General features: G+C 58.6%; 28 protein-coding genes. 12 read left to right on the forward strand and 16 right to left on the reverse strand.

All coding sequences use genetic code 11. From position 1 onward, the window contains the following. Nucleotides 1-88 precede the first annotated feature (88 nt). The 16 genes from FY152_01015 to FY152_01090 form a co-directional block, all read right to left on the reverse strand. Nucleotides 89-1,279, reverse strand: a complete 1,191-nt coding sequence (locus FY152_01015) for a flagellin (protein ID UXS30734.1) — start codon at nucleotides 1,277-1,279, stop codon at nucleotides 89-91. Between the two features lie 402 nt (nucleotides 1,280-1,681). Continuing rightward, entirely contained in the window at nucleotides 1,682-2,872 is a 1,191-nt protein-coding gene (locus tag FY152_01020) for a flagellin (protein ID UXS30735.1), read from the reverse strand. A gap of 372 nt (nucleotides 2,873-3,244) precedes the next feature. After that, on the reverse strand, nucleotides 3,245-3,982 hold the full coding sequence (gene fliP / locus FY152_01025) for a flagellar type III secretion system pore protein FliP (protein ID UXS30736.1): 738 nt from the start codon (nucleotides 3,980-3,982) through the stop codon (nucleotides 3,245-3,247). Next, a complete protein-coding gene (locus FY152_01030; protein UXS30737.1) occupies nucleotides 3,979-4,485 on the reverse strand; it encodes a flagellar basal body-associated FliL family protein in 507 nt (168 codons plus the stop codon). Before FY152_01030 ends, fliP begins: the two co-directional genes overlap by 4 nt. Nucleotides 4,486-4,513: 28 nt before the next feature. Beyond that, the gene (locus tag FY152_01035) at nucleotides 4,514-5,233 is read right to left on the reverse strand and encodes a flagellar basal body L-ring protein FlgH (protein ID UXS30738.1); all 720 of its coding nucleotides are present in this window, start codon (nucleotides 5,231-5,233) and stop codon (nucleotides 4,514-4,516) included. Further along, nucleotides 5,230-5,766 carry a MotE family protein gene (locus FY152_01040; GenBank protein UXS30739.1) on the reverse strand — a complete coding sequence of 179 codons (537 nt, stop codon included), beginning with the start codon at nucleotides 5,764-5,766 and terminating at the stop codon, nucleotides 5,230-5,232. The genes FY152_01035 and FY152_01040 overlap by 4 nt, the downstream gene beginning before the upstream one ends. Then, nucleotides 5,763-6,884 (reverse strand): flagellar basal body P-ring protein FlgI, encoded by a 1,122-nt coding sequence (locus FY152_01045; protein ID UXS30740.1) that lies wholly within the window; start codon nucleotides 6,882-6,884, stop codon nucleotides 5,763-5,765. Before FY152_01045 ends, FY152_01040 begins: the two co-directional genes overlap by 4 nt. Beyond that, nucleotides 6,881-7,381 carry a flagellar basal body P-ring formation protein FlgA gene (flgA, locus tag FY152_01050; GenBank protein UXS30741.1) on the reverse strand — a complete coding sequence of 167 codons (501 nt, stop codon included), beginning with the start codon at nucleotides 7,379-7,381 and terminating at the stop codon, nucleotides 6,881-6,883. Before flgA ends, FY152_01045 begins: the two co-directional genes overlap by 4 nt. A 20-nt stretch (nucleotides 7,382-7,401) precedes the next feature. Then, the gene (gene flgG / locus FY152_01055) at nucleotides 7,402-8,190 is read right to left on the reverse strand and encodes a flagellar basal-body rod protein FlgG (protein ID UXS30742.1); all 789 of its coding nucleotides are present in this window, start codon (nucleotides 8,188-8,190) and stop codon (nucleotides 7,402-7,404) included. Nucleotides 8,191-8,208: 18 nt separating this feature from the next. Continuing rightward, nucleotides 8,209-8,544 (reverse strand): flagellar hook-basal body complex protein FliE, encoded by a 336-nt coding sequence (gene fliE / locus FY152_01060; protein ID UXS30743.1) that lies wholly within the window; start codon nucleotides 8,542-8,544, stop codon nucleotides 8,209-8,211. Beyond that, nucleotides 8,541-8,960 (reverse strand): flagellar basal body rod protein FlgC, encoded by a 420-nt coding sequence (flgC, locus tag FY152_01065; GenBank protein ID UXS30744.1) that lies wholly within the window; start codon nucleotides 8,958-8,960, stop codon nucleotides 8,541-8,543. Before flgC ends, fliE begins: the two co-directional genes overlap by 4 nt. 3 nt (nucleotides 8,961-8,963) lie before the next feature. After that, complete coding sequence (gene flgB / locus FY152_01070) at nucleotides 8,964-9,356, reverse strand: flagellar basal body rod protein FlgB (GenBank protein ID UXS30745.1); 393 nt, start codon at nucleotides 9,354-9,356, stop codon at nucleotides 8,964-8,966. 254 nt (nucleotides 9,357-9,610) lie between these two features. Further along, on the reverse strand, nucleotides 9,611-10,174 hold the full coding sequence (locus tag FY152_01075) for a hypothetical protein (GenBank protein ID UXS30746.1): 564 nt from the start codon (nucleotides 10,172-10,174) through the stop codon (nucleotides 9,611-9,613). Between the two features lie 3 nt (nucleotides 10,175-10,177). After that, nucleotides 10,178-11,584, reverse strand: a complete 1,407-nt coding sequence (gene fliI / locus FY152_01080) for a flagellar protein export ATPase FliI (GenBank protein ID UXS30747.1) — start codon at nucleotides 11,582-11,584, stop codon at nucleotides 10,178-10,180. Between the two features lie 11 nt (nucleotides 11,585-11,595). Further along, entirely contained in the window at nucleotides 11,596-12,330 is a 735-nt protein-coding gene (gene flgF / locus FY152_01085) for a flagellar basal-body rod protein FlgF (GenBank protein ID UXS30748.1), read from the reverse strand. Between the two features lies 1 nt (nucleotide 12,331). After that, complete coding sequence (locus FY152_01090) at nucleotides 12,332-13,111, reverse strand: DUF1217 domain-containing protein (GenBank protein UXS33174.1); 780 nt, start codon at nucleotides 13,109-13,111, stop codon at nucleotides 12,332-12,334. A gap of 185 nt (nucleotides 13,112-13,296) precedes the next feature. On the opposite strand from FY152_01090, the gene motA reads away from it, so the two are divergent. The 12 genes from motA to FY152_01150 all read left to right on the forward strand — a co-directional run bounded on the left by motA (nucleotide 13,297) and on the right by FY152_01150 (nucleotide 25,430). Next, nucleotides 13,297-14,169 (forward strand): flagellar motor stator protein MotA, encoded by an 873-nt coding sequence (gene motA, locus FY152_01095; GenBank protein UXS30749.1) that lies wholly within the window; start codon nucleotides 13,297-13,299, stop codon nucleotides 14,167-14,169. Then, nucleotides 14,166-15,125, forward strand: a complete 960-nt coding sequence (locus FY152_01100; protein UXS30750.1) for a flagellar motor switch protein FliM — start codon at nucleotides 14,166-14,168, stop codon at nucleotides 15,123-15,125. The genes motA and FY152_01100 overlap by 4 nt, the downstream gene beginning before the upstream one ends. Nucleotides 15,126-15,190: 65 nt before the next feature. Then, a complete protein-coding gene (gene fliN / locus FY152_01105) occupies nucleotides 15,191-15,730 on the forward strand; it encodes a flagellar motor switch protein FliN (GenBank protein ID UXS30751.1) in 540 nt (179 codons plus the stop codon). A gap of 27 nt (nucleotides 15,731-15,757) precedes the next feature. Next, the gene (gene fliG, locus FY152_01110; GenBank protein ID UXS30752.1) at nucleotides 15,758-16,801 is read left to right on the forward strand and encodes a flagellar motor switch protein FliG; all 1,044 of its coding nucleotides are present in this window, start codon (nucleotides 15,758-15,760) and stop codon (nucleotides 16,799-16,801) included. A 126-nt stretch (nucleotides 16,802-16,927) separates the two neighbouring features. Continuing rightward, a complete protein-coding gene (gene flhB / locus FY152_01115; GenBank protein ID UXS30753.1) occupies nucleotides 16,928-18,010 on the forward strand; it encodes a flagellar biosynthesis protein FlhB in 1,083 nt (360 codons plus the stop codon). Nucleotides 18,011-18,015: 5 nt separating this feature from the next. Then, on the forward strand, nucleotides 18,016-18,453 hold the full coding sequence (locus FY152_01120) for a hypothetical protein (protein ID UXS30754.1): 438 nt from the start codon (nucleotides 18,016-18,018) through the stop codon (nucleotides 18,451-18,453). Between the two features lie 306 nt (nucleotides 18,454-18,759). Then, nucleotides 18,760-20,052 (forward strand): flagellar protein FlaD, encoded by a 1,293-nt coding sequence (locus FY152_01125; protein UXS30755.1) that lies wholly within the window; start codon nucleotides 18,760-18,762, stop codon nucleotides 20,050-20,052. A gap of 310 nt (nucleotides 20,053-20,362) precedes the next feature. Next, nucleotides 20,363-21,013 (forward strand): hypothetical protein, encoded by a 651-nt coding sequence (locus tag FY152_01130; protein UXS30756.1) that lies wholly within the window; start codon nucleotides 20,363-20,365, stop codon nucleotides 21,011-21,013. Then, on the forward strand, nucleotides 21,010-22,293 hold the full coding sequence (locus tag FY152_01135; GenBank protein ID UXS30757.1) for a MotB family protein: 1,284 nt from the start codon (nucleotides 21,010-21,012) through the stop codon (nucleotides 22,291-22,293). The genes FY152_01130 and FY152_01135 overlap by 4 nt, the downstream gene beginning before the upstream one ends. Continuing rightward, the gene (locus tag FY152_01140; protein UXS30758.1) at nucleotides 22,290-23,567 is read left to right on the forward strand and encodes a chemotaxis protein; all 1,278 of its coding nucleotides are present in this window, start codon (nucleotides 22,290-22,292) and stop codon (nucleotides 23,565-23,567) included. The genes FY152_01135 and FY152_01140 overlap by 4 nt, the downstream gene beginning before the upstream one ends. Continuing rightward, the gene (locus tag FY152_01145; protein ID UXS30759.1) at nucleotides 23,564-24,916 is read left to right on the forward strand and encodes a flagellar hook-length control protein FliK; all 1,353 of its coding nucleotides are present in this window, start codon (nucleotides 23,564-23,566) and stop codon (nucleotides 24,914-24,916) included. Before FY152_01140 ends, FY152_01145 begins: the two co-directional genes overlap by 4 nt. Beyond that, complete coding sequence (locus FY152_01150; GenBank protein ID UXS30760.1) at nucleotides 24,864-25,430, forward strand: lytic transglycosylase domain-containing protein; 567 nt, start codon at nucleotides 24,864-24,866, stop codon at nucleotides 25,428-25,430. Before FY152_01145 ends, FY152_01150 begins: the two co-directional genes overlap by 53 nt. The last annotated feature ends 202 nt before the right edge of the window (nucleotides 25,431-25,632 follow it).

The following is a 25,632-nucleotide window of genomic DNA, read 5'->3' on the forward strand; positions in this document are numbered from 1 at the left end:
GAAATTAAGGAACGATAATTTTTCTTAACGATAATGAAAAAAGCCGCGCTTGGAGCGCGGCTTTTCAGTCTTGAAAGGCTTTTTCCGATTAACGGAAGAGCGACAGGATGTTCTGCGAGTCGCTGTTTGCGATCGAGAGCGACTGGATTGCCAGCTGCTGCTGCGTCTGCAGGGCCTTCAGCTTGGTGGACTCTTCGTTCATCTCGGCGTCGACGAGGCGGCCGATACCGCTGTCGATCGAGTCGGACAGCTTGGAAACGAAGTTTTCCTGCAGCTTGAGGCGGGAAGACACGGCACCCAGTCCTGCGGCTGCGCTTGTTGCGCCTTCGAGCTGGTTATCGACATGCGAGATCAGCTGGTCGAGAACATCTTCGCTGGTTGCTGTCGCACCCAGGTTGAAAGCGGTCTTCATGGCGTCAAGCTTGGTGATGTCCAGGTTGAGAACCGATGTACCGGAAGCATAGACGGCTGCGGTCGTCGTCAGTGCAGCGGGAACAGCGGCATTGAGAGTTGCACCAGTGGCGTCAGTTGTCTGGAGCCACTTGTTCTCGCCAACCTGCTTGTAGAAGTCCGTGCCATCGCTCCAGACGCCGTTTGCGCCTTCGGAGAAGGTCGCACCGAGCGTCGTCGTTGCGGTGCGGAAAGTGCCGTCGGTCCATTTTGCGACGTCGGCGCGCAGTGCGTCCGCATCGAGAATGCCCTGCTTGTTGCCGCTGACATCGACGAGAACGTTCGAGCCGTCGAGAGTGACGTCGATGGACTGAACCTTGACGTTGCCGTCAGAGCTGCGGGTGAAGGAACCGACGATCTGCTTGTTGACGGAAACGCCGGTTGCGAGGTCGCCGGCCGTTGCGGCGGTTTTGCCGATAACGCCCTTGAGCCAGTTTTCACCGGAGAAGGAAGCCGAGTCGGTGATGGACTTCAGCTGATCCTGAAGCTGCGTGATTTCTTCCTGGATCTTGGCGCGGTCTACACCAGCTTCGCGCGAAGCGACCAGCTTGTTCTTGATTTCCTTGATGACGTCGATCGAGGATTCAAGGCCGGCATAAGCCGTATCAACCTTGGCGGCGCCGAGGCCGAGAGCGTCCTGAACGGCGGAAAGAGCGCCATTGTCCGAACGCATGGTGGTCGCGATCGACCAGTAAGCGGCGTTGTCGGAAGCCTGGCCAACGCGGAGGCCGGACGAAACACGGTCCTGAGTGGCTTCCATGTTCTGGCCGATAGAGCGCAGCGTCTGGAGAGCAGACATAGCTGCAATGTTGGTAAGAATGCTAGTCATGATAGATTTGCCCCTTGAATGGCTGATTAAAGAAGGGACATTCCGGTCTCACCGGGAACGGCGCACAGCATCATGCCTGCTAACCGGCTGATTTTTAAAGGTTAGCTCACCGTTTCGATGGCCTTAGCTAATCCCGCTTTGGTTAATGAAGCCCTAAGCCGGCAGCAAAATCGCACATCTTTTGATTTAATTTTTCAACCATCGCGCGCACGCGCGCGTAAAGCAAAGACCTTAAAAAACAGATAAGGCCGCATCCTTTTTAAAAAGATGCGGCCTTTGTCTGTATGGTTGGCTCAGCCTCCAACCATTTTTTCCTATCGTACCAGATGCCCGGTCAGCCCCCGTACACCTGGTCTCGATATTGGATCCCCCAGCCCCTTAAGGGCTATGAGATGCCGCCTCTTAACGGAAGAGCGACAGGATGTTCTGCGAGTCGCTGTTTGCGATCGAGAGCGACTGGATTGCCAGCTGCTGCTGCGTCTGCAGAGCCTTCAGCTTGGTGGACTCTTCGTTCATGTCGGCGTCGACGAGGCGGCCGATACCGCTTTCGAGCGAGTCGGACAGCTTGGAAACGAAGTTCTGCTGCATATCCAGTCGCGAAGATACGGCGCCCAGCTTTGCGGCTGCGCTTGTCGCTGCTTCGAGCTGGCCATCAACATGCGAGATCAGCTGGTCGAGAACGTCTTCGCTGGTTGCTGTCGCACCCAGGCCGAAATCGGTCTTCATGGCGTCAAGCTTGGTGAGATCCAGGTTGAGAACCGATGTGCCGGAAGCATAGACGGCTGCGGTCGTCGTCAGTGCAGCGGGAACAGCGGCATTGAGAGTTGCACCAGTGGCGTCAGTTGTCTGGAGCCACTTGTTTTCGCCAACCTGCTTGTAGAAGTCCGTGCCATCGCTCCAGACGCCGTTTGAGCCTTCGGAGAAGGTCGCGCCGAGCGTCGTCGTTGCGGTGCGGAACGTACCATCGGTCCATTTTGCAACGTTTGCCTTCAGGGCGTCGGCATCGAGGATACCCTGCTTGTTGCCGCTGACATCGACGAGAACGTTCGAGCCGTCGAGAGTGACGTCGATGGACTGAACCTTGACGTTGCCCTCAGAGCTACGGGTAAAGGAACCGACGATCTGCTTGTCGATGGAAACGCCGGTTGCCAGGTCGCCGGCCGTTGCGGCGGCTTTGCCGATAACGCCCTTGAGCCAGTTTTCACCGGAGAAGGAAGCCGAGTCGGTGATGGACTTCAGCTGGTCCTGGAGCTGCGTGATTTCTTCCTGGATCTTGGACTTGTCAGCCGTCGATTCCTGGGCGGTGATGAGCTTGTTCTTGATTTCCTTGATGACGTTGATCGAGGATTCAAGGCCGGAAGAGGCGGTGTCGACCTTGGCGGCGCCGAGGCCCATCGCGTCCTGTACGGAAGACAGAGCTGCATTGTCCGAACGCATGGTGGTCGCGATCGACCAGTAAGCAGCGTTGTCGGAGGCAGAGCTTACGCGCTGACCCGTCGAGATACGGCTCTGCGTGTCTTCCATGCTGGAAGAGATCGAACGCAGCGTCTGAAGAGCGGACATTGCGTTAATGTTGGTGAGAATGCTTGCCATAGTAAATGTGTCCCTTGTTTACGAGATACTGGAGTGGGGACATTCCGGACTTTGTATTACCGGTCGCAACGTTTCGGCTTCATGCCACTCGGTTCAGAAATACTTAGTTTCGGAAACCAAACCCGTTGTGTGTGGGGCAAATCTCGCAGCGAAAAATTGCCCAATGATTAATTTGAACGTTAAGAAATACTGGAAAATACTTATGGTTAGTTTTGGATTTATCTTATTGGTGAGTTTTAAATTTAAAAATATAGTTACCAATTCATCAGTAAGGCTGGTAACCAAAGCGTTAAAACGCAAAAATCCCGCAGCCTTTGGGCATGCGGGGTTAAAGAACAGGGTTAAGCGGTGTCAGTCCGGCACAGATTGCCGTTAGTTGAACGATCTGACGAGGCTGCCGACAAGCAGGTTCCAGCCGTCGATCAGCACGAAAAACAGGATCTTGAACGGCAGCGAAATGGAGGTGGGCGGCAGCATCATCATGCCCATCGCCATGGTAATGGTGGCGACGATCAGATCGATGACCAGGAAAGGCAGGATGATCAGGAAACCGATCTCGAAACCGCGCCGGATTTCCGACAGCATGAAGGCAGGAACCAGCACGCGGTAGTCAACGACGTTGTTGGTCATCACTTCCTGTCCGCGCTCGCGGGCGATATCGACGAAGAGCTTCAGATCCTTGTCACGCGTATTGGCGTTCATGAAGGTGCGGAAGGGTTCGGCGATGCGCTCTACGGCCTGCTGTTCGTTGATCTGGTTCTGCAAAAGCGGCTGCACGCCGTCCGTCCAGGCTTTGTCGAAGGTCGGCGACATGACGTAGAAGGTCATGAACATCGCCATCGACAGCAGGATCATGTTGGACGGGGTCGATGCAAGCCCCATGCCTGAGCGCAGGATCGAAAAGGCGATCACGAAGCGCGGAAAGCTCGTGACCATGATCAGAATGCCGGGCGCGACGGAGAGAACCGTCAGAAGACCGAAGGTACGGATGATCCATGCCGCGACGGATCCGTCTATCTGCGTATTGAACAGGTCGGACGGAAATTGCTGGGCATTGGCAAGACCCGGCAAGACAAGGAGGACGGCGATGGTAACAAGAAATCGAATCATTCGATGACAAAGGTCCGGAACATGACCTTGGATACGCGCCCTTGAGAGCGCAGGTCAACTCGTTCCTGAATGTCATCCTTAAGATATTGAAAGCCACGCGGCCCTTCCAGCTGCTGAAGGGAGACGGTGCGGACATAGGCCATGATATCCTGATGGATATCCTCGGCGAGACCCACTTCCACCGGCCCCTTGAACATCAGCGCCACTTCAAGCCGCACCCAGTTCGTCGCAGGGTAGGCGAGGTTGGTGGTGATGGGGTCGAGCTGGACGATGCCGTTCGCCTCGTCGGAAATTTTTTCGATGCCTTCGGCGTCTTTGCCACCCTTTTCACCGGCAGCTTCCGGCGCTTTCGCAGCCGTATCGGCGCCGGCGATCCTGGGGGCGATCATACCGCCCACAAGCCAGCCGCCGCCTGCACCGAGCAATGTGAGGATAGCAACGCCGGCGATGGTCATGACCAGCGGGGAGGACTTTTTCTTGCTCTCAGCCTGTTCGTTTTCCATGGATCAGTCCCGTTCCCGCATGCCGGCGTCAGAGGGGCGAGAACAGGTCGACGACCTGCTGACCGACCGGCGGTTGCTGCACTTCCGTCAGACGGCCGCGACCGCCATAGGAGATGCGTGCTTCGGCGATGCGCTCGTAGGAGATCATGTTCTGCGCATCGACATCCTGCGGCCTGACGATACCGCCGACATTAAGGATACGGATTTCGTGGTTGACGCGCACTTCCTGCGAACCGCTGATGATGAGGTTGCCGTTTTCGAGAATGCCGGTCACCACGGCGGCCACGAGGAGCGTCAGCTTCTCGGAGCGCTTGGTCTTGCCCTTGGCCTGGGTGTCGGTATCGGAACCGTAATTGATGCTGGAATCGGCCTTCGGGTTCCAGCCAAGGATCTCCGCATTGGCCTTCCAGTTCAGGCCGCTGGAATTCGTGCGGTTACGTTCCGTTTCATTATCGAAATCGGCCTTGTCGTTGATCTGGATGTTGACGGTCAGGATGTCGCCGATATTCAGCGCGCGCAGATCCTTGAACAGTGCTCCCTGGCTGTCGCTCCACAGCGAATAGCCGCTGGCCATGTGTTTTGGCTGCTTGGGATACATGCCCATTTGCGGCGTCTGGCTGAATTGCAGGCCGCTGCCGATCGGGCTCATCGCGGGCGCATTGCCGATTTCCTTCAGGGTCTGGTTGTTCTGGCAGCCGGCCAGCAGAGCGAGCGGCAGGAGGAGGGCCGGAAGACGACGCGTGCTCATGAAGGATCCTTCGAAGTGTTTTTGTCAGTTGCCTGCGACATGATGCCGGCGACGGTTGCGGCTTTCTGCGCATCCATTTCGCTGAGGATGAGACCGGATTGGCGCGGCGGCAGCTGCATGATGATGGCGGCGGCAATCTCCACATGCATCTTTTCAAGCTGCGGTGCGGCGGCGTCCGCCTTCATCGTCTTGTAGATGTCGACGAGATTGCTTTTTGCCTGATTGAGGAAATGCTCGCGCCGCGCCAGCCAGTCCTCATATTCCGCCTTGCGGTCTTCCAGCACGGCAATGCGCTCGTTGACATCCGACTGAAGCTTTTCAAGCTCCTGCTTCTGCATCAGATAACGCTGGTCGCGGGCGGCATCGGCGATGTTGGTGCAGAATTTCTGGATCTCATCCTGCGTACTGAGTTCCGACACCACGTTCTGCTGGCTTTCCGCGCCGGCGGCCGGCAGCAGGAAAAGCAGCGATGCCACCGCTGCGAAGCGGGCAAGGCCATTCGAGAAATGGTTTTTCTTCAGACTTTTCATCATTGCAGCACAAGCTCCGCCTGAAGGGCGCCGGCGGATTTGATGCCTTGCAGAATGGCGATGATGCCATCCGCCTTGAGCCCGATGCTGTTGAGACCGGCAACCAGCGTGCGAAGGTCAGGCCCTTCGACGATGGCGACCTTGCTGCCTTCCTGCATTGCCATGATATCCGTCTGCGGCTGCACGGCCGTCTGGCCGCGCGAGAATGGCGCCGGCTGGATGACCTGCGGCGATTCGGTCACCTGGACTGTCAGCGTTCCATAGCTTACGGCGACGCGGGAGATGCGCACATCCGCACCGATGACGATCGTGCCCGTACGCTCGTTGATCACGACCTTTGCCGGCGTATCCGTCTCCACCGTCAGGTTCTCGATTTCCGCCATCAGGCGGGTGAGATCGGCGGTGCGGGGCTTCTGCACCGCGATTTCCTGCGAATCGCGCGGCTCGGCGATCGGATCGCCGTAGCGGGCGCGCGCAAAGGCGTTGACGACATCGGCGACCCGTACTGCAGTCGAAAAATCGGGATTGCGCAGCTGAAGGACGAGATTGACCGAATCCTTGAACTTCGACGGCAGCTCACGCTCGATGATCGCGCCGTTCGGCACGCGTGCGGAGGTTGTCACGCCCTGCGTCAGCGTCGCAGCGTCGCCCTGGGCCGAAAAGCCGTTGACGATCAGCGCACCCTGCGCGACCGCATAGATCTGCCCGTCAGCACCGGAGAGCGAGGTCATGATGAGTGTACCGCCGCGCAGCGAGTTTGCGTCACCCAGCGAACTGACCGTCACGTCGACGCGGCTGCCGGGGCTGGCGAAGGGCGGCAGATTGGCCGTCACCATCACGGCGGCGATGTTCTTGGCGTTTGACTGGCCGCCCTGCGTGGTGATGCCGAGATTCTGCAGCATCGCGCGCATGGATTGCTCGGTAAACGGCGAGGACCGCAGGCTGTCGCCCGTGCCCTGCAAACCGACGACGAGACCATATCCGATCAGCTGGTTGTCCCGTCCGGCCTGCAGCGATGCGATATCCTTGATGCGGGACGTATCGGCATGGGCTGCGGGCATGGAAAGGAACGGCTGGGCTGAAAACAGAATGGCCGCGGCTATGATACGAAGCACTCTCATTTCGCCATCACCTGAATGGTTCCGTCCTTCATGACCGTGCCACTGACCATCACGCCGGAATCGATGTTGCGCACGCGTACGACCTCGCCGAGCGATCCATCGGTCATCGGCGTTCCCGAAGCCATCAGCGTCATGTTGCCGATGGTGAAGACGAGCTTGACGCTGGTGCCGCGCACGACGAGCGAGGGTTCGCGCAGGGCCGCGACGGGAATGGTGCGGCCGGGAAGCAGGGTCTGCTTGGAGATCATGCCTTCGACTTCGCTGATGTCGCTGGCATAGCCCGAGGAAATATTGGGGTTGGTCACTTCCACCGGCTTCACCTGTTCGGGCGTGATCGTCTCGCCGGGATAGATGGTACGTGTGGGAACCAGCGCCATCGGCGCCTGGGCCAGAGCCGGCACCGATGCGGGCGCAAAAACCCCCAGTGAAAAGGCAGACGCCAGGCACATACGGACGAGCGCCGTTCTGTAGCTGCTATTGTTCCGGCCAAACCTCATGTTCGCCTGCCTTTCCGTTCTTACTTCAGGTTCTTGCTGACAATCGAAGCCATTTCGTCAGCGGTGGTGATGACCTTGGAATTCATCTCATAGGCGCGCTGCGCCGTGATCAGGTCGGTGATTTCCTTGACGGCGTCGACGTTCGAGCCTTCGAGGTAGGATTGCTTGATGTAGCCGTAGCTCGGATCGTCAGGCACGCCGATGACCGCGTCGCCGGAAGCCGGCGTCTGCGCAAAGAGGTTGTCGCCGAGTGGCTTGAGGCCCGCTTCGTTGGCGAAGTTGGCGATGGTGAGCTGGCCGAGTTCGGTGAATTCAGCGGCATTGCCGATACGGGCCGTCACCTGACCCGTGCGGGTAACGGTGATGTCCTGCGCGTCGGTCGGGATATTGATGTTCGGAATGACGTTATAGCCATCGACCGTCACGAGATTGCCATCGGCATTCTTGTTGAAGGCGCCGGCGCGGCTGTAGAGCGTCGAACCGTCGGCCGCCTCGATCTGGAACCAGCCCTGTCCGATGATCGCCACATCAAGCTTGTTGCCGGTTTCGATCAGGTTGCCCTGGGTGTGGATGTTGCGCACGGCCGAAGTCTGCACGCCGAGACCGATATTGGCGCCTTCCGGCACGATCGCCTGGTTGGCCCGGTTCGGCACGCCCTGCATGCGCTCGGTCTGGTAGAGCAGATCGGTGAACTCCGCACGCGCGCGCTTGTAGCCGGTGGTGTTGATGTTGGCGATGTTGTTGGCGATGACTTCCAGATTGGTCTGCTGGGCGTCCATACCGGTGGCAGCGATTGCAAGAGCTCTCATGTCAATATTCCTGCTGGGCTAGATCTGCATCTTGGTAATGTCGAGATAGGCCGACACGATCTTGTCGCGCAGCGCGATGGCGGTCTGCAGCGACTGCTCGGCCGAAAGCACGGCATCGACCACTTCGCGCGTATTCGCCTTGCCCTGAATGCCTTCGAAGGAGGCAACTTCCGCCTTCTTCAGGTTGTTCATCGCATCGATCGATACGTTGCCGAGAACGCTTGCGAAGCTTGCACCCGTCTGCTGGGCGGGCGTCGTCTGCTGGCTGCCGAAAACGCTTTCCGTCAGCGAGGAAACGCCGCTTGCGCCGCGCGTGAGCGAAAGGGAGCTGAGTTGCTTGATGCCGTCGATCATTGCGATGCCTTCAGAAGGTCGATGGTGGATGCGACGAGGTCGCGTGTCTGGCGGATGACCTGAAGATTGGCGTCGTAGCTGCGGTTGGCTTCGCGCATGTCGGCCATTTCAATCAGGATGTTGACGTTCGGCATCTTCACCATGCCGTTGGTATCGGCGGCAGGGTTGCCGGGATCGTATTCATTGACGAAGTCGCCTCGGTCGACGCCAAGCTTCTTCACCGTCACGCGTTCCACGCCGCTGGCGCGGTCGAGCTCCGAGCCGAAGGTGACGGTCTTGCGGCGATAGGGGTCGGCGCCCGGGGTGTCGCCGGTCGATCTGGCGTTGGCGATGTTTTCGGACACGATGCGCAGTCGTGTGGACTGCACTTCCAGGCCGCTGCCCGCGATCTTGCTCGCCGCACTCAAGGGATCCATGGCTTACCTCTTTACCGTCATCAGCATCATGCGATGGAAGGATTTGACGAGATTGGCGTTCAGGTCGTACTGCCGCTTGATCTCGCCGGTCTTGGTCATTTCTTCCGCAAGCGCGACCGAATTGCCCGATTCCTGCATGCCGATCTCGTTATTGACCGGGTTGTCGCGCAGAGCGATGTTTTCGCTAAGGGCGCTTGCACCGAAATGGGCGGGATGGGTCTTCGCCATGCCGACCTGCTGGTCGGTGGCCTGCATCACGGCTTCAAAAGGGCTGACATCCTTGGCGCGGAACTTCGGTGTGTTGGCGTTGGCGATGTTGGTCGCCACTACTTCCTGCCGCACGCTCAGCCATTCCGCTTGGCGGGATGCCAGATCGAACAGTTGAATCGGTTGCATAGACTTCTCCATCTCGTATGGCCCGAACCTACGGCGCTAATCTTGCGTCAGACTTGCGGGGAGGGCGAAGATGCGGAGAAGGGGAGAATGTGATCTCGAAGGCTGTCGTGGAAACGAAAAAGGCACACCGCATATGCGGTGCGCCTTGGGATATCAAAACCTCTCCGTCATGCCGGACTAAATCCGGCATCCAGCCCGGTGTGCGGATGCTAAATCATTGCCAAATCTTACAGCAATACGCGCTGAATATTTGACTACTTCTCGGGATGATAGGTCTTCCCGGAAGAGGTCTCTATCAGCCATTGGCCGCCACGCTGCTCGATCTTCGTCAGGCGCGCATTGTCGGGCAATGTGGAGCCGACCCGCACCACATACATGCCCGATCCGTCTTCGATCAATGCGCGGCCGTTGGAAACATGCAGCAGGCGGAAGGAGGTCTGGCCGGGGAAGGGCTGGTCTTCAAGCCCGGCGGCAAGGTCGTTCTGTTTTTCCTTGCCGTTTCCGCTGACGGTCGCCGTTGTCAGCATATCCGGCAATTCCGCCGGTGGCGGCATGTCTTCCTTGTTGCGGTTGGTCATGGCCATGGGCGAAACACTGAAGACTTCACGCGGGCCGGTGTGGGGCAGGTCGCGCGTGCGATCGCCGCCTGCCACCTTTATCCCGAACTTGTCTTCGTTGAAGAACACATACCACGGAAAGAAGGCCGCAGCGGCGGCAAGCCCTATTCCGGTCCACGCCAGAATACGGTCGAGCGTGAAAAAAGGAGGCTGCGGCCGCGCATCCGCAACATCGCCATTGTCGATCTGATTCTTCTTCACGGATCAGCCTCTCATTCTCGGGTTTACCTGCGGCTGATTATTTTGCACTCCGCCACGCAGCGCAGTCGCCAGATCGGCATAGGCGTCCTGCGCCGCCGGTTCGTTCGGAAGCTGTTTCAGCGTTTCATAGATGATGGGAACCTGCTTCACCGCCATGTCGAGATCGGGGTCGGTCCCTGGACGATAGCCGCCGATCAGCCGTAGATCCCGCGTTTCCTCAAATCGGTGCACCAGCGCCTTGAGGCGCGAGACCAGCTTTTCCTGATCCGGCGTCCAGGCCTTCTTGGCCAGACGCGAGATCGAAGCGAGCGGATTGATCGGCGGATAGCGGCCTTCTTCGGCGAGGCTGCGATCCAGCACGATATGGCCGTCGAGAATACCGCGGGTCGAATCGGCAATCGGATCATTGTGATTGTCGCCGTCGACCAGAATGGAGACGATGGCGGTGATGGTGCCGGTGCCTTCGGCGCCGGGTCCGGCCCGCTCGAGAAGGCGCGGCAATTCGGTAAAGACCGAGGCTGGGTAACCGCGCGCTACCGGCGGCTCGCCCGAAGCGACCGCCACTTCCCGGATCGCATGGGCGAAACGGGTGACGCTGTCGATGATGAGAAGGACGTTGTCGCCCTGGTCGCGGAAATGTTCGGCGATGGTGACGGCGGAAAGCGGGGCCATCTTGCGCAGCATCGGGCTTTCATCGCTGGTTGCGACGACGGCGATGGATTTGCCCATGTTCTCGCCCATCGTGTCTTCGATGAATTCCCGCACTTCGCGGCCGCGCTCGCCTACCAGCCCGATGACGACCTTGTCGAACGCGTCGGCCTTGGCGAGCATCGACAGCAGCGTGGATTTACCCACACCCGAACCGGCGAAAATGCCGAGGCGCTGACCGAGGCACAGGGGCGAAAATATATCGATCGCCCGCACGCCGGTTTTAAAGGGCGTTTCCACGCGCTTGCGCGTCATCGAAGGCGGCGCATTGTTGGAAATCGAACGACGCTCAGTGCCCGAGGCAAGCGGGCCTTTACCGTCGATGGGTTCGCCAAGCGCATTGATGGTGCGCCCGCACCAGCTGTCGTCAGGCGCGACGCGGAATGCACCCTTGCGAATGACGGTGTCGTGAATGCCGATCGGTTCGCCCGGTTCGATCGGGCAGACATAGCAGATGTCCGGTTCCACCCGCACCACTTCGCCGAGATGAATGCCGGTCGCGCTGCGATGGGCGACGAATTCGCCAAGCCTCACATGCCGTGAAAGGCCGGAAACCGTATAGTGTCCGGCGGCGATGGTACGGACATGACCGCCCGGCGACACGGAAAACTCCGGATCGGCATAGTGCCCGGCAAGGCTTGCCAGCTGGGCGAGCTTCGGAGAGATCGCGTGGGCCGAGAGCATGGATTCCGGCATTGTCATCACTCAGTTCCTCAACGCGCGCCGCCAAGCGTCTTGATCCCCTCACCGAAGGTGGATTCGGTGTCGCGCATCAGCGAGGAAATGCTCTCGAAGGCCCTGTTGACCTGAATGAGCTGCGTCATCTGCGAAATGCCGTTGACGTTCGATTCTTCCAGATAACCCTGAACAACGCCGACCTCATGGTTGTTGACGACCGGTGTCGGCTGGGCAACGGGCTTTACGCCGCTATTGGGATGACGCAGGAAGCCTTGCGAGAAATCCGCCTGGAAGATGCCGAGCGTGGCGACGATGTTTTCGTTCTGCCTGATGGCGCCGTCGAGACCGACGGTGATCGGGCCGCCATTCGCATTGAGCTGGATGGGGCCGCCGCCCGCGTCAAGGACGGGATAACCGCTCGAAGAGATCAGCGCGCCGTCCGGGCGCATGGTGAAGCGGCCGTCGCGGGTCAGAATCTGGCCATCGGGCGTATCCAGCGAGAACCAGGCATCGCCCTTGATGGCGAAATCGAAGGAATTGCCGGTCTGTTCAAAAGCGCCCTGGCGGGTGGAGAGATAGTCGTTGCCCTGTGAAACGAAGGCCACCTTGGCATTCATGTCATTATGGTTCTTGGCGACCATTTCGTCGAATTTCACTTCGGAGCCGCGGAAACCGACCGTGTTCACATTCGCCATATTGTCGGAAATGGTGGTGAGACGACGCTCCAGCGCGATCTGCGAGGACAGGGCGACATATAGTCCGGATTGCATATCATTTGCCTCCGAGTTTCAGGGAGTTGATGGAGATCAGCAGGTCAGGGGAAATGCCGTAGCCGCTGGAGGAGCCGAAAACGGCAAGAGGATCGTAGGTCGTTGAGGGATTTTGCATTTCCCACATGATGGTGAAACGCTCGAGCAGCTTGCCGACCTTTTCAGGATCCTGCAGATCTTTGATATTGATGGTTTTTTCGATGAGAGCGGCCTGTTTCTCGACATCTGCTGCCGCAAATTCGTCGGGCAGGTTGTAGGCCGTGCGAAACACCTGCGCGAGCGCGTCGTCGGCCAGAAAGTCGAGGCCCGATTTGATATTCGGCGCCATGCGCTCGAAATAAAGGGCAAGACGGACGCCGTTATTGTCGTCACCCGCCTCCTGTTCAAGGGTCTGGCGTGTATATTTGCTGATGACGCCGGACTGCGCCGCCTCAGTTGCGGTCGTGGCTGCCCCGAAGCTTACAAAGTCCAGCGATTTTGCAAGATCGGCATAACGACTATCGGAAAGCTTGTTGGCAAAGGCGTCCTTGCTGGTTGTGCCTTCCGTCAGCACCTTGCGGATGAAGGCTTTCGCGTAGGCCATGTCCTCGAGGCCGTGGGCTTTCAGCGCATAATTATAGAGACGGGTGTCGGCCATGAAATCGTCGATGGATTTCACATCGCCGATTTTCGACCGGTAATATTCGGTCTCGCGCGCCACGTCGGGTTGCTTCGACACGCGCTCAAGCGACTTGCCGATGTCCTGACTGATCAGTCTGTAGCTGGTGTAGGTGGAAGTCACTGAACCGCCGCTCTCGTTTGATCCCGATCTCAAGACGCACGTCCGCCTTTGCCGGCATAGTGCCGCAGCTTGCTTGTGCGAAACTGGCTGATGGGGAAGCGAGCAGGAGGCCTCGCGGACAGGTTCACGCAAGCCACATTTTCTAGAGATGGCGGCATGGAACACTGTTCGGGCGTGGTCGATCAATGAATATTGTAATTGGACTTATAATCACTTTCGGCTGCATCATCGGCGGCTACATGGCGATGGGCGGCCATCTGGACGTGCTGGTTCAGCCGTTCGAATTGTTGATTATCGGTGGCGCCGGCCTCGGCGGCTTCATCATGGCGAACCCGATGAAGGTCGTGAAGGATTCGGGCAAGGCGCTCGGAGAGGCCTTCAAACATTCGGTGCCCAAGGAGCGAAACTATCTCGACGTGCTCGGCGTGCTTTATTCGCTGATGCGCGACCTGCGCACGAAGTCGCGCAACGAGATCGAGGCCCATATCGACAATCCAGAAGAATCCTCGATCTTCCAGAGCGCACCTTCGGTCCTGAAGAACAAGGAACTGACCTCGTTCATCTGCGACTATGTCCGCCTGATCATCATCGGCAACGCCCGCAGCCATGAAATCGAAGCGTTGATGGATGAGGAAATCGAAACCATCCTGACCGACAAGCTGAAGCCATACCACGCGATCACCACCATGGGCGATTCCTTCCCCGCCATCGGTATCGTCGCGGCGGTTCTCGGTGTCATCAAGGCCATGGGCAAGATCAACGAATCGCCGGAAGTTCTGGGTGGCCTGATCGGCGCCGCACTCGTCGGCACCATGCTCGGCATCATCCTGTCCTATTCGATCTGCAATCCGCTCGCCTCGCAGGTCAAGATCGTCCGCACCAAGCAGCACCGCCTCTACATCATCGTCAAGCAGACGCTGATCGCCTATATGAACGGCTCGGTGCCGCAGGTCGCGCTCGAATATGGCCGCAAGACTATCTCCAACTATGAGCGGCCGTCCATCGACGCCGTCGAGCAGGAGATGATGAACCCCGGCGGCGAAAACAAGGCGGCATGACGATGGCTAAAGCTGCACCCCAAAGAGCCCCCGCCATCGATACTGCCCTGCTCGCGAAACTCACGGGAGGGCTTTCCGACCGCAGGACGATCGCCAAGATCGGTTCCGATATCGGCCATCTCTACAGCGAATTCCTGCCGGACATCTTTCACAGCGAGACCGGCATTGCGATAGAGGTCGAATATCTCGGTTCCGAATCGGGGCTGATGACCGATCTCATCGCCAATGTCGGACAGAATGTCGCCGTCGCCGATTGTTCGCTGCGCAACTGGTGCCCCAATTTCATGATGGCTGTCGGCAACGGCTTCGTCATCGCGCTCATGGAGCGCATGTTGGGTGCGGCCCCTGACACCATCGGCGAGCCTGATGAGCGCAGCCTGTCCCATATCGAGCTCGACCTTGCGGCCATGGTTCTCGGACGCATCGCGGGTGTCCTGCGCTCGGGCGTCAACGCTCCTGGTGGTTTCGAGGCAACCATCGATCCGCCCTTCAACGCCAATGGAAAAAGCGCCTTCGACGAAATGATCGCCGGCCTTTACGGCGTTACCATTCGCATGAAGATCAATATCGGTAAGGTCTCGTCGGAATTTTCTCTCATCGTTCCGCAGCGGCCCCTGCTCAAGACATCCATCGTCGCTCCCAAGGCTTCAGCCCAGGCGCTGAAGAAGCAGGAAGAATGGATGGATATGATTTCGCAGCAGGTGAAAAGATCGCAGGTAACGCTAGAGGCGCGCATCAAGCTCGAAACGCTGACCCTGCGGACGATCTCCAGGCTGGTGGCCGGCGACGTCATTCCGTTTCAGGATCTGAAGCAGGACGATATCGGCGTCGAGGTCAGTGCCAACGGCTCCAAACTCTATAATTGCGAATTCGGCAAGTCCGGTGACCGCTACATGGTTCGGGTAAAGAACAATGTCAGCACGGACGACGAGATTCTGCGACATTTGATGGGTTAAATCCTGCCCCGGCCTTTTGGGGTTTTGGGCAGGTTGACGCAAGTTTCAAAGGGAATAATCAGCGCATGGCTACGAAGAAAACACCTGTGACCGATGATGCGGTACTGCCGTCGCTTGAAGACAGCGGCGACATCGACCAGGCTATCGGCGATCTGCGCGGCGTCCTCAAGACGGATGCGGAAGGTTCGCTATCCGATTTTGGTGACTTCGGCGATTTCGGAAGCGCGGACGATGCTTCCGCAGACAACGACCTTTCCGCCTTCGGTGGCGGGTCGACCGATTTTGCGATGGATGATTTTGCCGCTGCCCCGCAGGTTGCGGGCGTCAAGGCGCCGCTTGGCAGCGGATTGTCCGACAATATGGACCTGATCATGGATATCCCGATCGATGTCCAGATCGTTCTCGGCACCAGCCGGATGCTGGTCTCGGGTCTGATGAGCCTCGAGGAAGGTGCGACGATTGCGCTAGACCGCAAGATCGGCGAACCGGTTGAAATCATGGTGAATGGCCGCCGTATTGCGCGCGGTGAAATAACGGTACTTGAAGACGACGATACGCGCTTCGGCGTAAAATTGATTGAAGTAATGAGTACGAGAAAAGCCTGATCCCTGTGGGGACGGAGAGGAAAGACCATGATGGACTTCGAGGATTTCGGTAACCCCCTGGCAGGGAAGCCGTTGTCTCAGGCCGACAAGGCGGCCGCGGTGCTTCTTGCCATGGGCAAGGGCGTCGCCGGCAAGCTGCTGAAGTTTTTCACGCAGCACGAATTGCAGCTGATCATTTCCTCGGCCCAGACGCTGCGCGTCATTCCCCCGGACGAACTCGCACAGATCGTGGCGGAGTTCGAAGACCTGTTCACCGAAGGAACGGGTCTGATGGACAATGCCAAGGCGATCGAAAGCATTCTCGAAGAAGGCCTGACACCGGAGGAGGTCGACAGCCTTCTTGGCCGCCGTGCAGCCTTCCAGGCCTATGAGGCGTCGATCTGGGACCGCCTGCAGGAAGCCGAGCCGGAATTCGTCGGCAAGTTCCTGCTGCGCGAGCATCCCCAGACCATCGCCTATATCCTCTCCATGCTGCCGTCGTCCTTCGGCGCCAAGGTACTTCTCACCATTCCGGAAGAACAGCGCGCCGATATCATGAACCGTACGGTGAACATGAAGGAAGTCAGCCCCACGGCTGCGCAGATCATCGAGAAGCGTGTGGTCAACCTCATCAACGAGATCGAGGCAGAGCGCAATGCGGGCGGTTCCACCAAGGTTGCCGATCTGATGAACGAAATGGAAAAGCCGCAGGTCGACACGCTGCTCAGCTCGCTCGAAACGCTGAGCAAGGAAGCCGCCAACAAGGTCAAGCCGAAGATCTTCCTCTTCGACGACATCATGTTCATGCCGCAGCGCAGCCGCGTCCTGCTGCTCAACGATGTCTCGGCGGATGTTCTCACCATGGCCCTGCGCAGCGCCACGGCGGAAATCAAGGAATGTGTCCTGTCGAGCATCAGCCCTCGCCAGCGCCGCATGATCGAATCGGATCTCGCCGTGCCGCAGGCCTCGGTCAACACCCGCGAAGTGGCGATCGCGCGCCGCGCCGTGGCACAGGAAGCTATCCGCCTGGCCAATTCCGGCCAGATTCAGCTGAAAGAAGCCTCGACGGACGAACAATCGGCGGCGGCTTAAGCGGAAGCCGGTTGATAACCCGCACCCTTGGCAGACGCGGCCATTGCGATGGCCGACCATGGGCGCTAGTTTCGGGATGACGGCCTGCCGGGATCGGCGGGCCTTTTTTTATCCCGGGAACGTGCCTTGGCAGACGATCAGGACAAGGACAGTAAAACAGAAGCCCCGACGGAGAAAAAACTCCGCGATGCGGCCGAAAAGGGCAACCTTCCATTTTCCCGCGAAGTGCCGATCTTTGCCTCGTCGCTCGCCTTTTACTGTTATCTGGTTTTCTTTCTGCCCGATGGTGCCGGTCGCATCGGTGTCACGCTGAAGGACCTGTTCGGCCAGCCCGAGCAATGGGATCTCAGCACCAGGCCGGACGCCCTGTCGCTGCTTTATTTTCTCGGCACATCCATGGCCTATCTGCTCATGCCGGCCATGATCATGTTCATCGTCTTCGGCCTCGCTTCGTCGTTTTTGCAGAACCTGCCGTCGCCGGTGCTTGAAAGGGTGCGCCCGCAATGGTCGCGTGTCTCGCCTGCAAAGGGTTTCACACGCATCTATAGCAAGCAGGGTTTCGTTGAATTCGGCAAATCGCTGTTCAAGATATTGATCGTTTCGGTGATCATGTTCTTTGCGCTGCGCGGCGATTTCTACAGTCTCATCGACCTGATGTTTTCCGATCCGCAGGTGATTTTCGTCAGGGTTGTCGAGATCGTCAAAAAAATGATGGTGGTGATCCTGCTGTCGACCGCGCTGCTCGCCGCCGTCGACCTTTTGTGGACGCGCCACCACTGGTTCAGCCAGCTGAAAATGACGAAGCATGAGGTGAAGGAAGAGTACAAGCAGTCGCAGGGCGACCCCGTGGTCAAATCGCGGCAGCGTTCGATCGCGCGTGACCGTGCCCGCCGCCGCATGATCAACAACGTGCCGCGCGCAACGCTTGTCATCGCCAACCCCACACACTTTGCGGTGGCGTTGCGTTATGTGCGCGAAGAAAGCGACGCGCCGATCGTCGTTGCCAAGGGCCAGGACCTTATCGCATTGAAAATCCGCGAGATTGCGGAAGAAAATAATATCCCCGTTTTTGAAGACCCACCGCTCGCACGCTCCATGTTTGCGCAAGTCTCGATCGATAGTGTGATTCCACCAGCCTTTTATAAGGCTGTGGCTGAACTCGTTCATCGGGTTTACGCCATGAAGTCATCGAAAATACGGGTTCAATAAAACCAATGAAAAAATCCGCCTATTCTGAACAGCGGGAAATGATCGTCGCAGAGGCGATCAACCCGATCGCCACCGAACTACGCCTGCTAGACCCGGCCGACCTGATTTCGCTGCTCAGATTCGAGTGCAATGGCAGCATAGCTGACCTCGTCTCGTCTGCCGCGGAACTCTATTATCATCCGGGCACGATCAACTTCGGCGCGGGTGGCGAATATAAGCTCGAATGGGAAGGCGCGCCGGAGATCACTCTGGATCTGGAGCTTAAGCCGAAGGGCGCCACGGTCTATGCGCGTTTGATTCTCGCGAACGACCATGCGGCGGTCGAGATCAACCATGTCTCGTTTCAGAACCCTTCCGAAAATCCGGACGAGAATACCGAATTTCTGCGTCAGAGCCTGATGGCGGCCCGATTCGTGCCGACCCGTCAGGGTGAAGCGGCCTGAACCAGACCACCGGACATTTTGATCGATTATCCGTCGTGCCTGCGAAAATCACGGGCGCGACGGCCTCATTGGGGCATTTTTTCGCCCGAGCTTGCCTGAAGCCTGCCGGTTTATGCAAAACCGTTCTGTGAAGCCAAGGAACGCCTTGCAAATCAACGTTGTTGTTTGTTACCTATCGCATTAACGATTTGTTAACGAACGGCAGGTCGCGGTGGCCAGTTTCAGCCATTGCCGATGCGCATGATGCCCCTGCTCGTTTTCGGCGCAGCGCCGGATTTTTCTGACATTTTGAATTGGGTGGATCCCATGACCAGCATTTTGACCAATGCGGCGGCAATGGCCGCGCTGCAGACCCTGCGCATGATCGACAAGAATCTGGAAACGACACAGGCGCGGGTGTCCTCCGGTTATCGTGTCGAGACTGCGGCGGACAATGCGGCCTACTGGTCCATCTCGACGACAATGCGCTCCGACAATAATGCGCTTTCCGCGGTGCAGGATGCCCTGGGTCTGGGCGCCGCCAAGGTCGACACTGCCTATGACGCGCTTGAAAGCACGATCGAGGTTGTCAAGCAGATCAAGGCCAAGCTTGTTGCTGCCTATGGCGTTGGCGCCGATCGCAGCAAGATCCAGGATGAAATCAAGCAGCTTCAGGAGCAGCTGAAAAGCATTTCCGAATCCGCCTCCTTCTCCGGTGAAAACTGGCTGCAGGCCAGCATCAGCAACGGCGGCACGCCGCCGGCCGAAGAACCCATCACGAAGAAGGTCGTTGCATCCTTCACGCGAACGGGCTCGGGAAATGTCGGCGTCACCACCGTTGACTACAAGCTCGATGGCAGCACCGTCCTTTTCGACCTGAGCGGTGGAAAGCTCGGTATTCTCGACAAGAGCGCCGTTTTTGTCGGCAAGACGGAATATGAAGTCACCCAGACGTCGACGACCGCAGGCACGGTAACGAAGACGGGTTACGTCCTGCCGAAACTCACCGACGCGCAAATTGGCGTTCTGAATGCCGCGACGGCGGATACGAATACGGATCCAAATGTCTATAGTGGCGGGGCCGACAATTATCTCCGTCTTGCGGAAAATGTGTGGGTCAAGGTGACGGCAACAGACCCGTCGAGCGGCGGAACGACTGTTTCCTCTGCCTATCGTGACACCACTGGCAATGATTGGTTTTACGATACGAGCGGCGGCCAGACCTCCATCGCTCGTTCCCTCGGTTTTTCCGTCTCCACACTCGATCTCGGCAATCTCGATGTCGTCGCTGCGGCCATGGGCGGTTTTGCCGGCGGCGGCACCACCTATACCGATGCGGATGCCATCGATGTGATGATGTCCTTCGTGGACAAGCAGCTCGAGGCGATGACCAGCACGGCCTCCAGTCTCGGTTCGCTGCAAAGCCGCATCGACATGCAGGAAAATTTCGTGTCGAGCCTGATGGATGTGATCGACAAAGGCATTGGCCGTCTCGTCGATGCTGACATGAACGAGGAATCGACCAGGCTGAAAGCGCTGCAGACGCAGCAGCAGCTCGGCATCCAGGCGCTCTCCATCGCCAATGCCAATGCGGAAAATATCCTCCAGCTCTTCAAGTAACCGGTTTCGGCCGACCTGCGCGCGCGTGGATGAATGGGCGCAGGCTTGCTGAATGGCCCGCCTTCATCCTCGCACAAGTTTGAACACCTAACGTCGGGGCAATATGGGGCGGATCGCATGGCGTGATCCTTCCGGAAATCATGGAAGAGACGGGCAGGGTAGCAAGGATGACGGTGGTGCCGCCAAACGGCTTAGAGCATTTCCAGGAAAAGTGGATCCCGGTTTTCCATCCGGAAATGCGACAGAACGCTCTGGATCGCAGGCAACGGAACATGTCTCGCTCTTTTGGTCTGTTCTGCCGGGGGCGGGCATGAGCGCGTCAATTGCACGATATCTCAAGGATTTCGGTGATGCCCAGCCGGCAGGCGTGGCTTTCGGCGATCCGCTGGCGGATGCCGACAGTGCCTCCGGTTTTGCCGATACGACGATTGGTTTCGACGACTTCGAGACCGTCGACGTGGAGAGCGAAAAACAGGCGGCCTATGCCCGTGGTCACGAGGACGCCACCCGCGAAGTCACCGAGAAGATGCAGGCTGAGCGGAAAGAGCTGCTGGCCGCCCACGCGGCTGAGCTTGAGGACCTGCGTTCGGTCTATCTCGAAGAGATCGCCGTTTTCCTGTCCCGCGGCTTGCGTGAGGGTATCGATGCCATCGCCGCCAGCCTCAGCGAACAGACAGCCAATATTCTCGCGCCGGTTCTGACGGAAGAGCTTTCGCTCAAGGCGGTCTCGGCGCTGGCGGATGTCGTTCGTGCTTCCATGCCGGATGGCGAGGCCGTCACGCTTGTTGTGAAAGGCCCGAAAAATTTGTTCGAGCAATTAAAGACGCAGCCGGGCTTTGAAGAAGAGACGATGAAATTTACCGAGTCCACGGATATCGACCTTTCCGTCGAGGTGGGTGAAAGCGTGTTCGTCACGCGCATGTCCGCCTGGTCGTCCAGTCTTCGCAAGGTGATGAAATGAGTGAAGGCGAAAACCACCACCACGGTAAAAACGAGATCATTATCGTCAAACGCCACAAGGGCGGGCACGATGGCGCCCATGGCGGCGCCTGGAAAATCGCCTATGCCGATTTCATGACGGCCATGATGGCGTTCTTCCTCGTCATGTGGCTGGTCAACGCCGCGAACGAAGAAACCAAGGCCTCGGTCGCCAGCTATTTCAATCCGATCAAGCTGTCCGATGAGAAACCCTCGTCCAAGGGGCTGGAAAAGCCGGTGGACAAGGAAGAGGGCGTTCAGAAAAAGGACCAGTCCAACATCCAGGCTGAAAAGGTAACCAAGGGTTCCGCTGCCGCGACGGGTGAGGACCTGACCTCCCAGACTGGCGAACAGTCGAATTTCTCGGAAGCCGACTTCTTTGAGAACCCGTATTCGGTGCTGGCTGAAATCGCCCAGCAGGTCGGGCAGCAGGCCAATGTCAGCGCCAAGGGCGAGGGCGGCGCTGCCGATTCCGGTCCGGCGACGGGTGCAAGCGGTGGTGAAGCTTATCGCGATCCCTTCGATCCTGATTTCTGGACACAGCAGGTGAAGATCACCCGCGCCGACCAGCAGCAGAACCCGGTCGAGGCTCATCAGTCTGCCGAGAGCAGGCAGGATGCGGCAGCAAAGGACGGCGAAGCGGTTGAGACCGTTCAGTCGCAGACACCGGCAGATAAGGCGCAGGACGGCAAGCCGATGGAAGTCGCCGCCGTGGTGCCGCAGCAGCGCCCGGATGCCGCTGAGCAGGCAGCACTTGCGAAACCGCAGCCGGAGCAGCAGCAGGCCAGCGACGCCGAGTGGGAAAAGGCTGACACGCTGCGTGAAGAGATTGAGAAGCAGATATCCGGAATTACCGGCAAGCTCTCCGAAGGCCTGGTGGTGACGCCGGCCGAAGGCGGATTGCTGCTTACCATTTCCGATCAGACCGAAACGCCGATGTTCAATGTCGGATCGGCCGTGCCCCGGGGCGAATTGGTTCTGGCCATGGAAAAGATCGGCAAATTGCTTCAGGAGCGGGGCGGCAGCGTCGTGATCCGCGGCCATACCGATGGACGGCAGTTCAAGGGCGAGGCCAATGACAATTGGCGGCTTTCGATGGATCGCGCCCATAGCGCCTATTACATGCTGGTTCGCGGTGGCCTCTCCGAACAGCGGGTGAAGCAGGTATCGGGTTTTGCGGACCGCAGATTGCAGGTGCCGACGGACCCTCTGGCGGATGCGAACCGCCGTATCGAAATCCTGCTTGAGGCCGATCGGGGGTGAGCGTGAACAGATCCTCGAAACGCTGGCTCTTTCTTGCAGCGACGCTTTGCGGTCTCGGTGGCGAGCCGATCAAGGCGTTTTCGCAATCGCAAGACAATCTCATGCCCTATGCCATGCTGCGCTCCCTGCAATTCGTGCAGGATTCGGTCGCCATGGGAGACCATTCGGCCACCGAGATGCAGCGCTTCCTGCTCCAGACCATCGACGAACGGTTGAAGAGCGCTCCCCCGGCGATCTTCAAGGATCCGCGCAATGTCGATGCGGCGCTTATCTATGCGATGAGCGGCGGCAATCCGGCGACGCTCGAATTGCTGGTCGCGCGCGATGTGGACGGCAATTTCGACAGCCGCGTGGCCGATATCCTGCGTAAATATCTCTCCGGCAAGGGGACGCTGGTGGCGCAGAGCATCGCCGCCATGGTGCCCGAATATCGCGGCACACGGATTGGCGCCTATCTGGCGTTGATTGGCGGCAATGTGACGATCCCGCGCGATCCGCTGGCTGCCCTCGGTTTCTACGACATAGCCCGGCTCGAAGCGCCCGGCACCATCGTGGAGGAGGCCGCGCTCCGCCGCTCGCTGGCGATTGCCGTTGAAGACGGCGACGCGGGGCGGGGTGTTGACTATGCGCAGCGTTATGCGCGGCGGTTCCTGCATTCGCCCTATGCCAGCCAGTTTGCCGATCTCCTGGTTTCGCTGGTGGTCAAGCGCGCCGATTCCATCGGCGAAGAGGCGATACAGGAAACATTCGCCATGATGGACACGGAGAGGCAGAAGGAGGCCTATCTGCGTCTTTCGCGCCTTGCGGCGATCAGCGGCAAGGATTCGCTGGCGCGCATGGCGGCGCTGAAGGTTAAAGGCCTCTCACCTGCCATGCCGGACCAGCCGGAAGTGCAGGCAAATCTCTATGAAAGCCTCTCCAATATCGGCACGCCCGACGTGGTGAGCGCGATCGAGACAATCGGACAAATTCCCGAAGCGCAGCTTTCGGATCGTGACAAAGCCTTGCTGGGGGCGGCAAGGGCAATCGCCGAACAGGTGGTTCGTCCACCCTCCGCGCAGCCGGGTACGGATGCGGGGGTTACGGCAGGAGCGGGTGCCGGGCACGATGCGCCGTCAAAAGAGGCGGCCAGTGCCGAGGCGAAGAGCATATGGCGGGTTGAAACCCATAAGGCTGATGATGAGGGCGAGAACGTCCGGCAACTCGTAACGAGCGGTCGCAGCAAGCTCGATGAAATCGACAGCCTTTTAAAGAAAGGCGAGGGGGCACCATGATCGACGCAACCATCAACGCGATAGTGAACGCACCGCAGGCCGATCCACGCGCCGGCAGCGCCGGTCCGCGCGATGACGCCAGGGGCGGCAGTTTCGGCGAGGCACTTTCCACGGTTCGGGATGATCGGCCACCCCATTCGCGACAGCACCAGGAGGCGGGTTCGGCTGAAGAGCATCAGGCGCAAGCTGGCGGTGAGGCGGAAAAGATGGATGTCCCGGTCAAACGACAGGCGAATTTTCTGAATGTTATCGTCAACGAGCATGCTGGAGAAGGCCATGCCCAGGAGACGGCGGCGGAGTTTCACAATGCGGTGAAAACCGCGCGCACGTCGCCTGAAAACGGCAAGGCGGGCAAGAAGCTCAAGGATGATGCCGACAACGACGCCGAGACGACGGCAGATGTGCTCGATCCGAAGCTCGCTGAGCTGAAGATGATTGTGGCCAATGCCGGCGATATCGCGACGGCGAAGACCCCGCTTGAGGAAATCGCGCAGGCCATTGCCGGCAAGGCAGATGCCGTCAAGTCGGACAAGGCCGATATGCCTCGGGGAAAAACGGAGCCTTCGCTCAAGGACATGCACACGGGCATGGAGCCGGCCGGAAACGACGCCGGATCGGGTGCGGACAACGGCAACGATGCCTCGGCATTCCGCTTTTCGTCGCCGCGATCCGGTGCGGCCCGCGGGCTCGATATGAGCACGGTGCAGCGTGATGGCCGTGTTGAGTTCGATACCCGGGAAAGCACCGGAAAGGCGACCGATACGATAACGGTTCTCGATTCACGGCGGTTCATCGGTCTGGCGCCGTCGACCAACGCATCGGCCCTGACCGGCCTCATCGCCAATGACCCCGAATGGGTCAGCGCCATGCAGCCCGGTTCGTCGCTCTCCAACGCAGCGGCGCAGAGCAGCACTGGCAAGGTCGTGCATACGCTGAAGCTGCACATGACGCCGATCGAGCTTGGATCGGTGACGATGTCGCTGCGTCTGGCCGGTGATGAGCTCGCCGTTCACATGACGGTGGAGAGCGTTGCTGCCTATAAAAAGCTCCAGGAAGACAGCAAGAGCATCCTTGATGGTCTCAAGGCGCAGGGTCTGACGGTCGATAACATCACCATCAGCATCGCTTCTTCCGACAAGAGTGACCAAACGGGCACACAGGGCAACAATCAACAAAATCAGCAGGCGCAGCAGCAGGGCCAGCAGGCCGCGGCGGGGCGCAACCGTGACGAGTCCGGTGCACGGGACGGCCGACAGGGCAATGGTGAGAATTTGGGGGTGCATAATGAAGGCATGGATGGTGCTCTTGGCTCTGCCCGTTCTTCTGCTGACAATGGCGTCTACCTCTGAAAACGCCTCGGCTTCGGCAACATCAGGCGTGTGTGAAAGGGAGATCCAGTCCGCTGCCCGCAAATATGGGGTGCCGGAGGGAATTCTCTATTCCGTCGGCCTGACCGAGACGGGCCGCAAGGGGCGGCTCGACCCCAATGCCATGAATATCGAGGGAAAACCGGTATTTGCCGCCTCCACCGAGGAGGCATTGACCACTTTCGAGGCGGCAAAACGCAACGGCGCCAAGCTGATCGACCTCGGCTGCATGCAGATAAACCATTATTTCCATGGCGAAAACTTCACATCCGCGCGCGAAATGTTCGATCCGCGCCGCAATGTCGAATATGCCGCCATGTTCCTGCGCAATCTCCACAACAGGCATGAAACCTGGACCATGGCGGTCGCCCGCTATCACGCCGGCCCCAACAATGACCCGGCCCAGAAGAAATATGTCTGCCGGGTCATCGCCAATCTGGTGGCGACGGGCTACGGAAAATGGACTGCCAACGCGAAAAACTTCTGCGATGGGTAGCAATCTTTGGTTGTGCAAACGTGCCTGAGACTCGCAATTTGAAATGTGGCGATAGATTGATTGAAAAAAGGCGCTTCAAGCGATTTTTTCGGAATTTTGAAATTTTTACACAAAAATTTTGTACCATATATGGTTAACAACCACTATATGTAGATCAAATCGGCACAAAATAGTTAATCAATTATTAATAACTATCGATGAT

It is taken from the genome of Agrobacterium tumefaciens, assembly GCA_025560025.1.
GTDB lineage: Bacteria > Pseudomonadota > Alphaproteobacteria > Rhizobiales > Rhizobiaceae > Agrobacterium.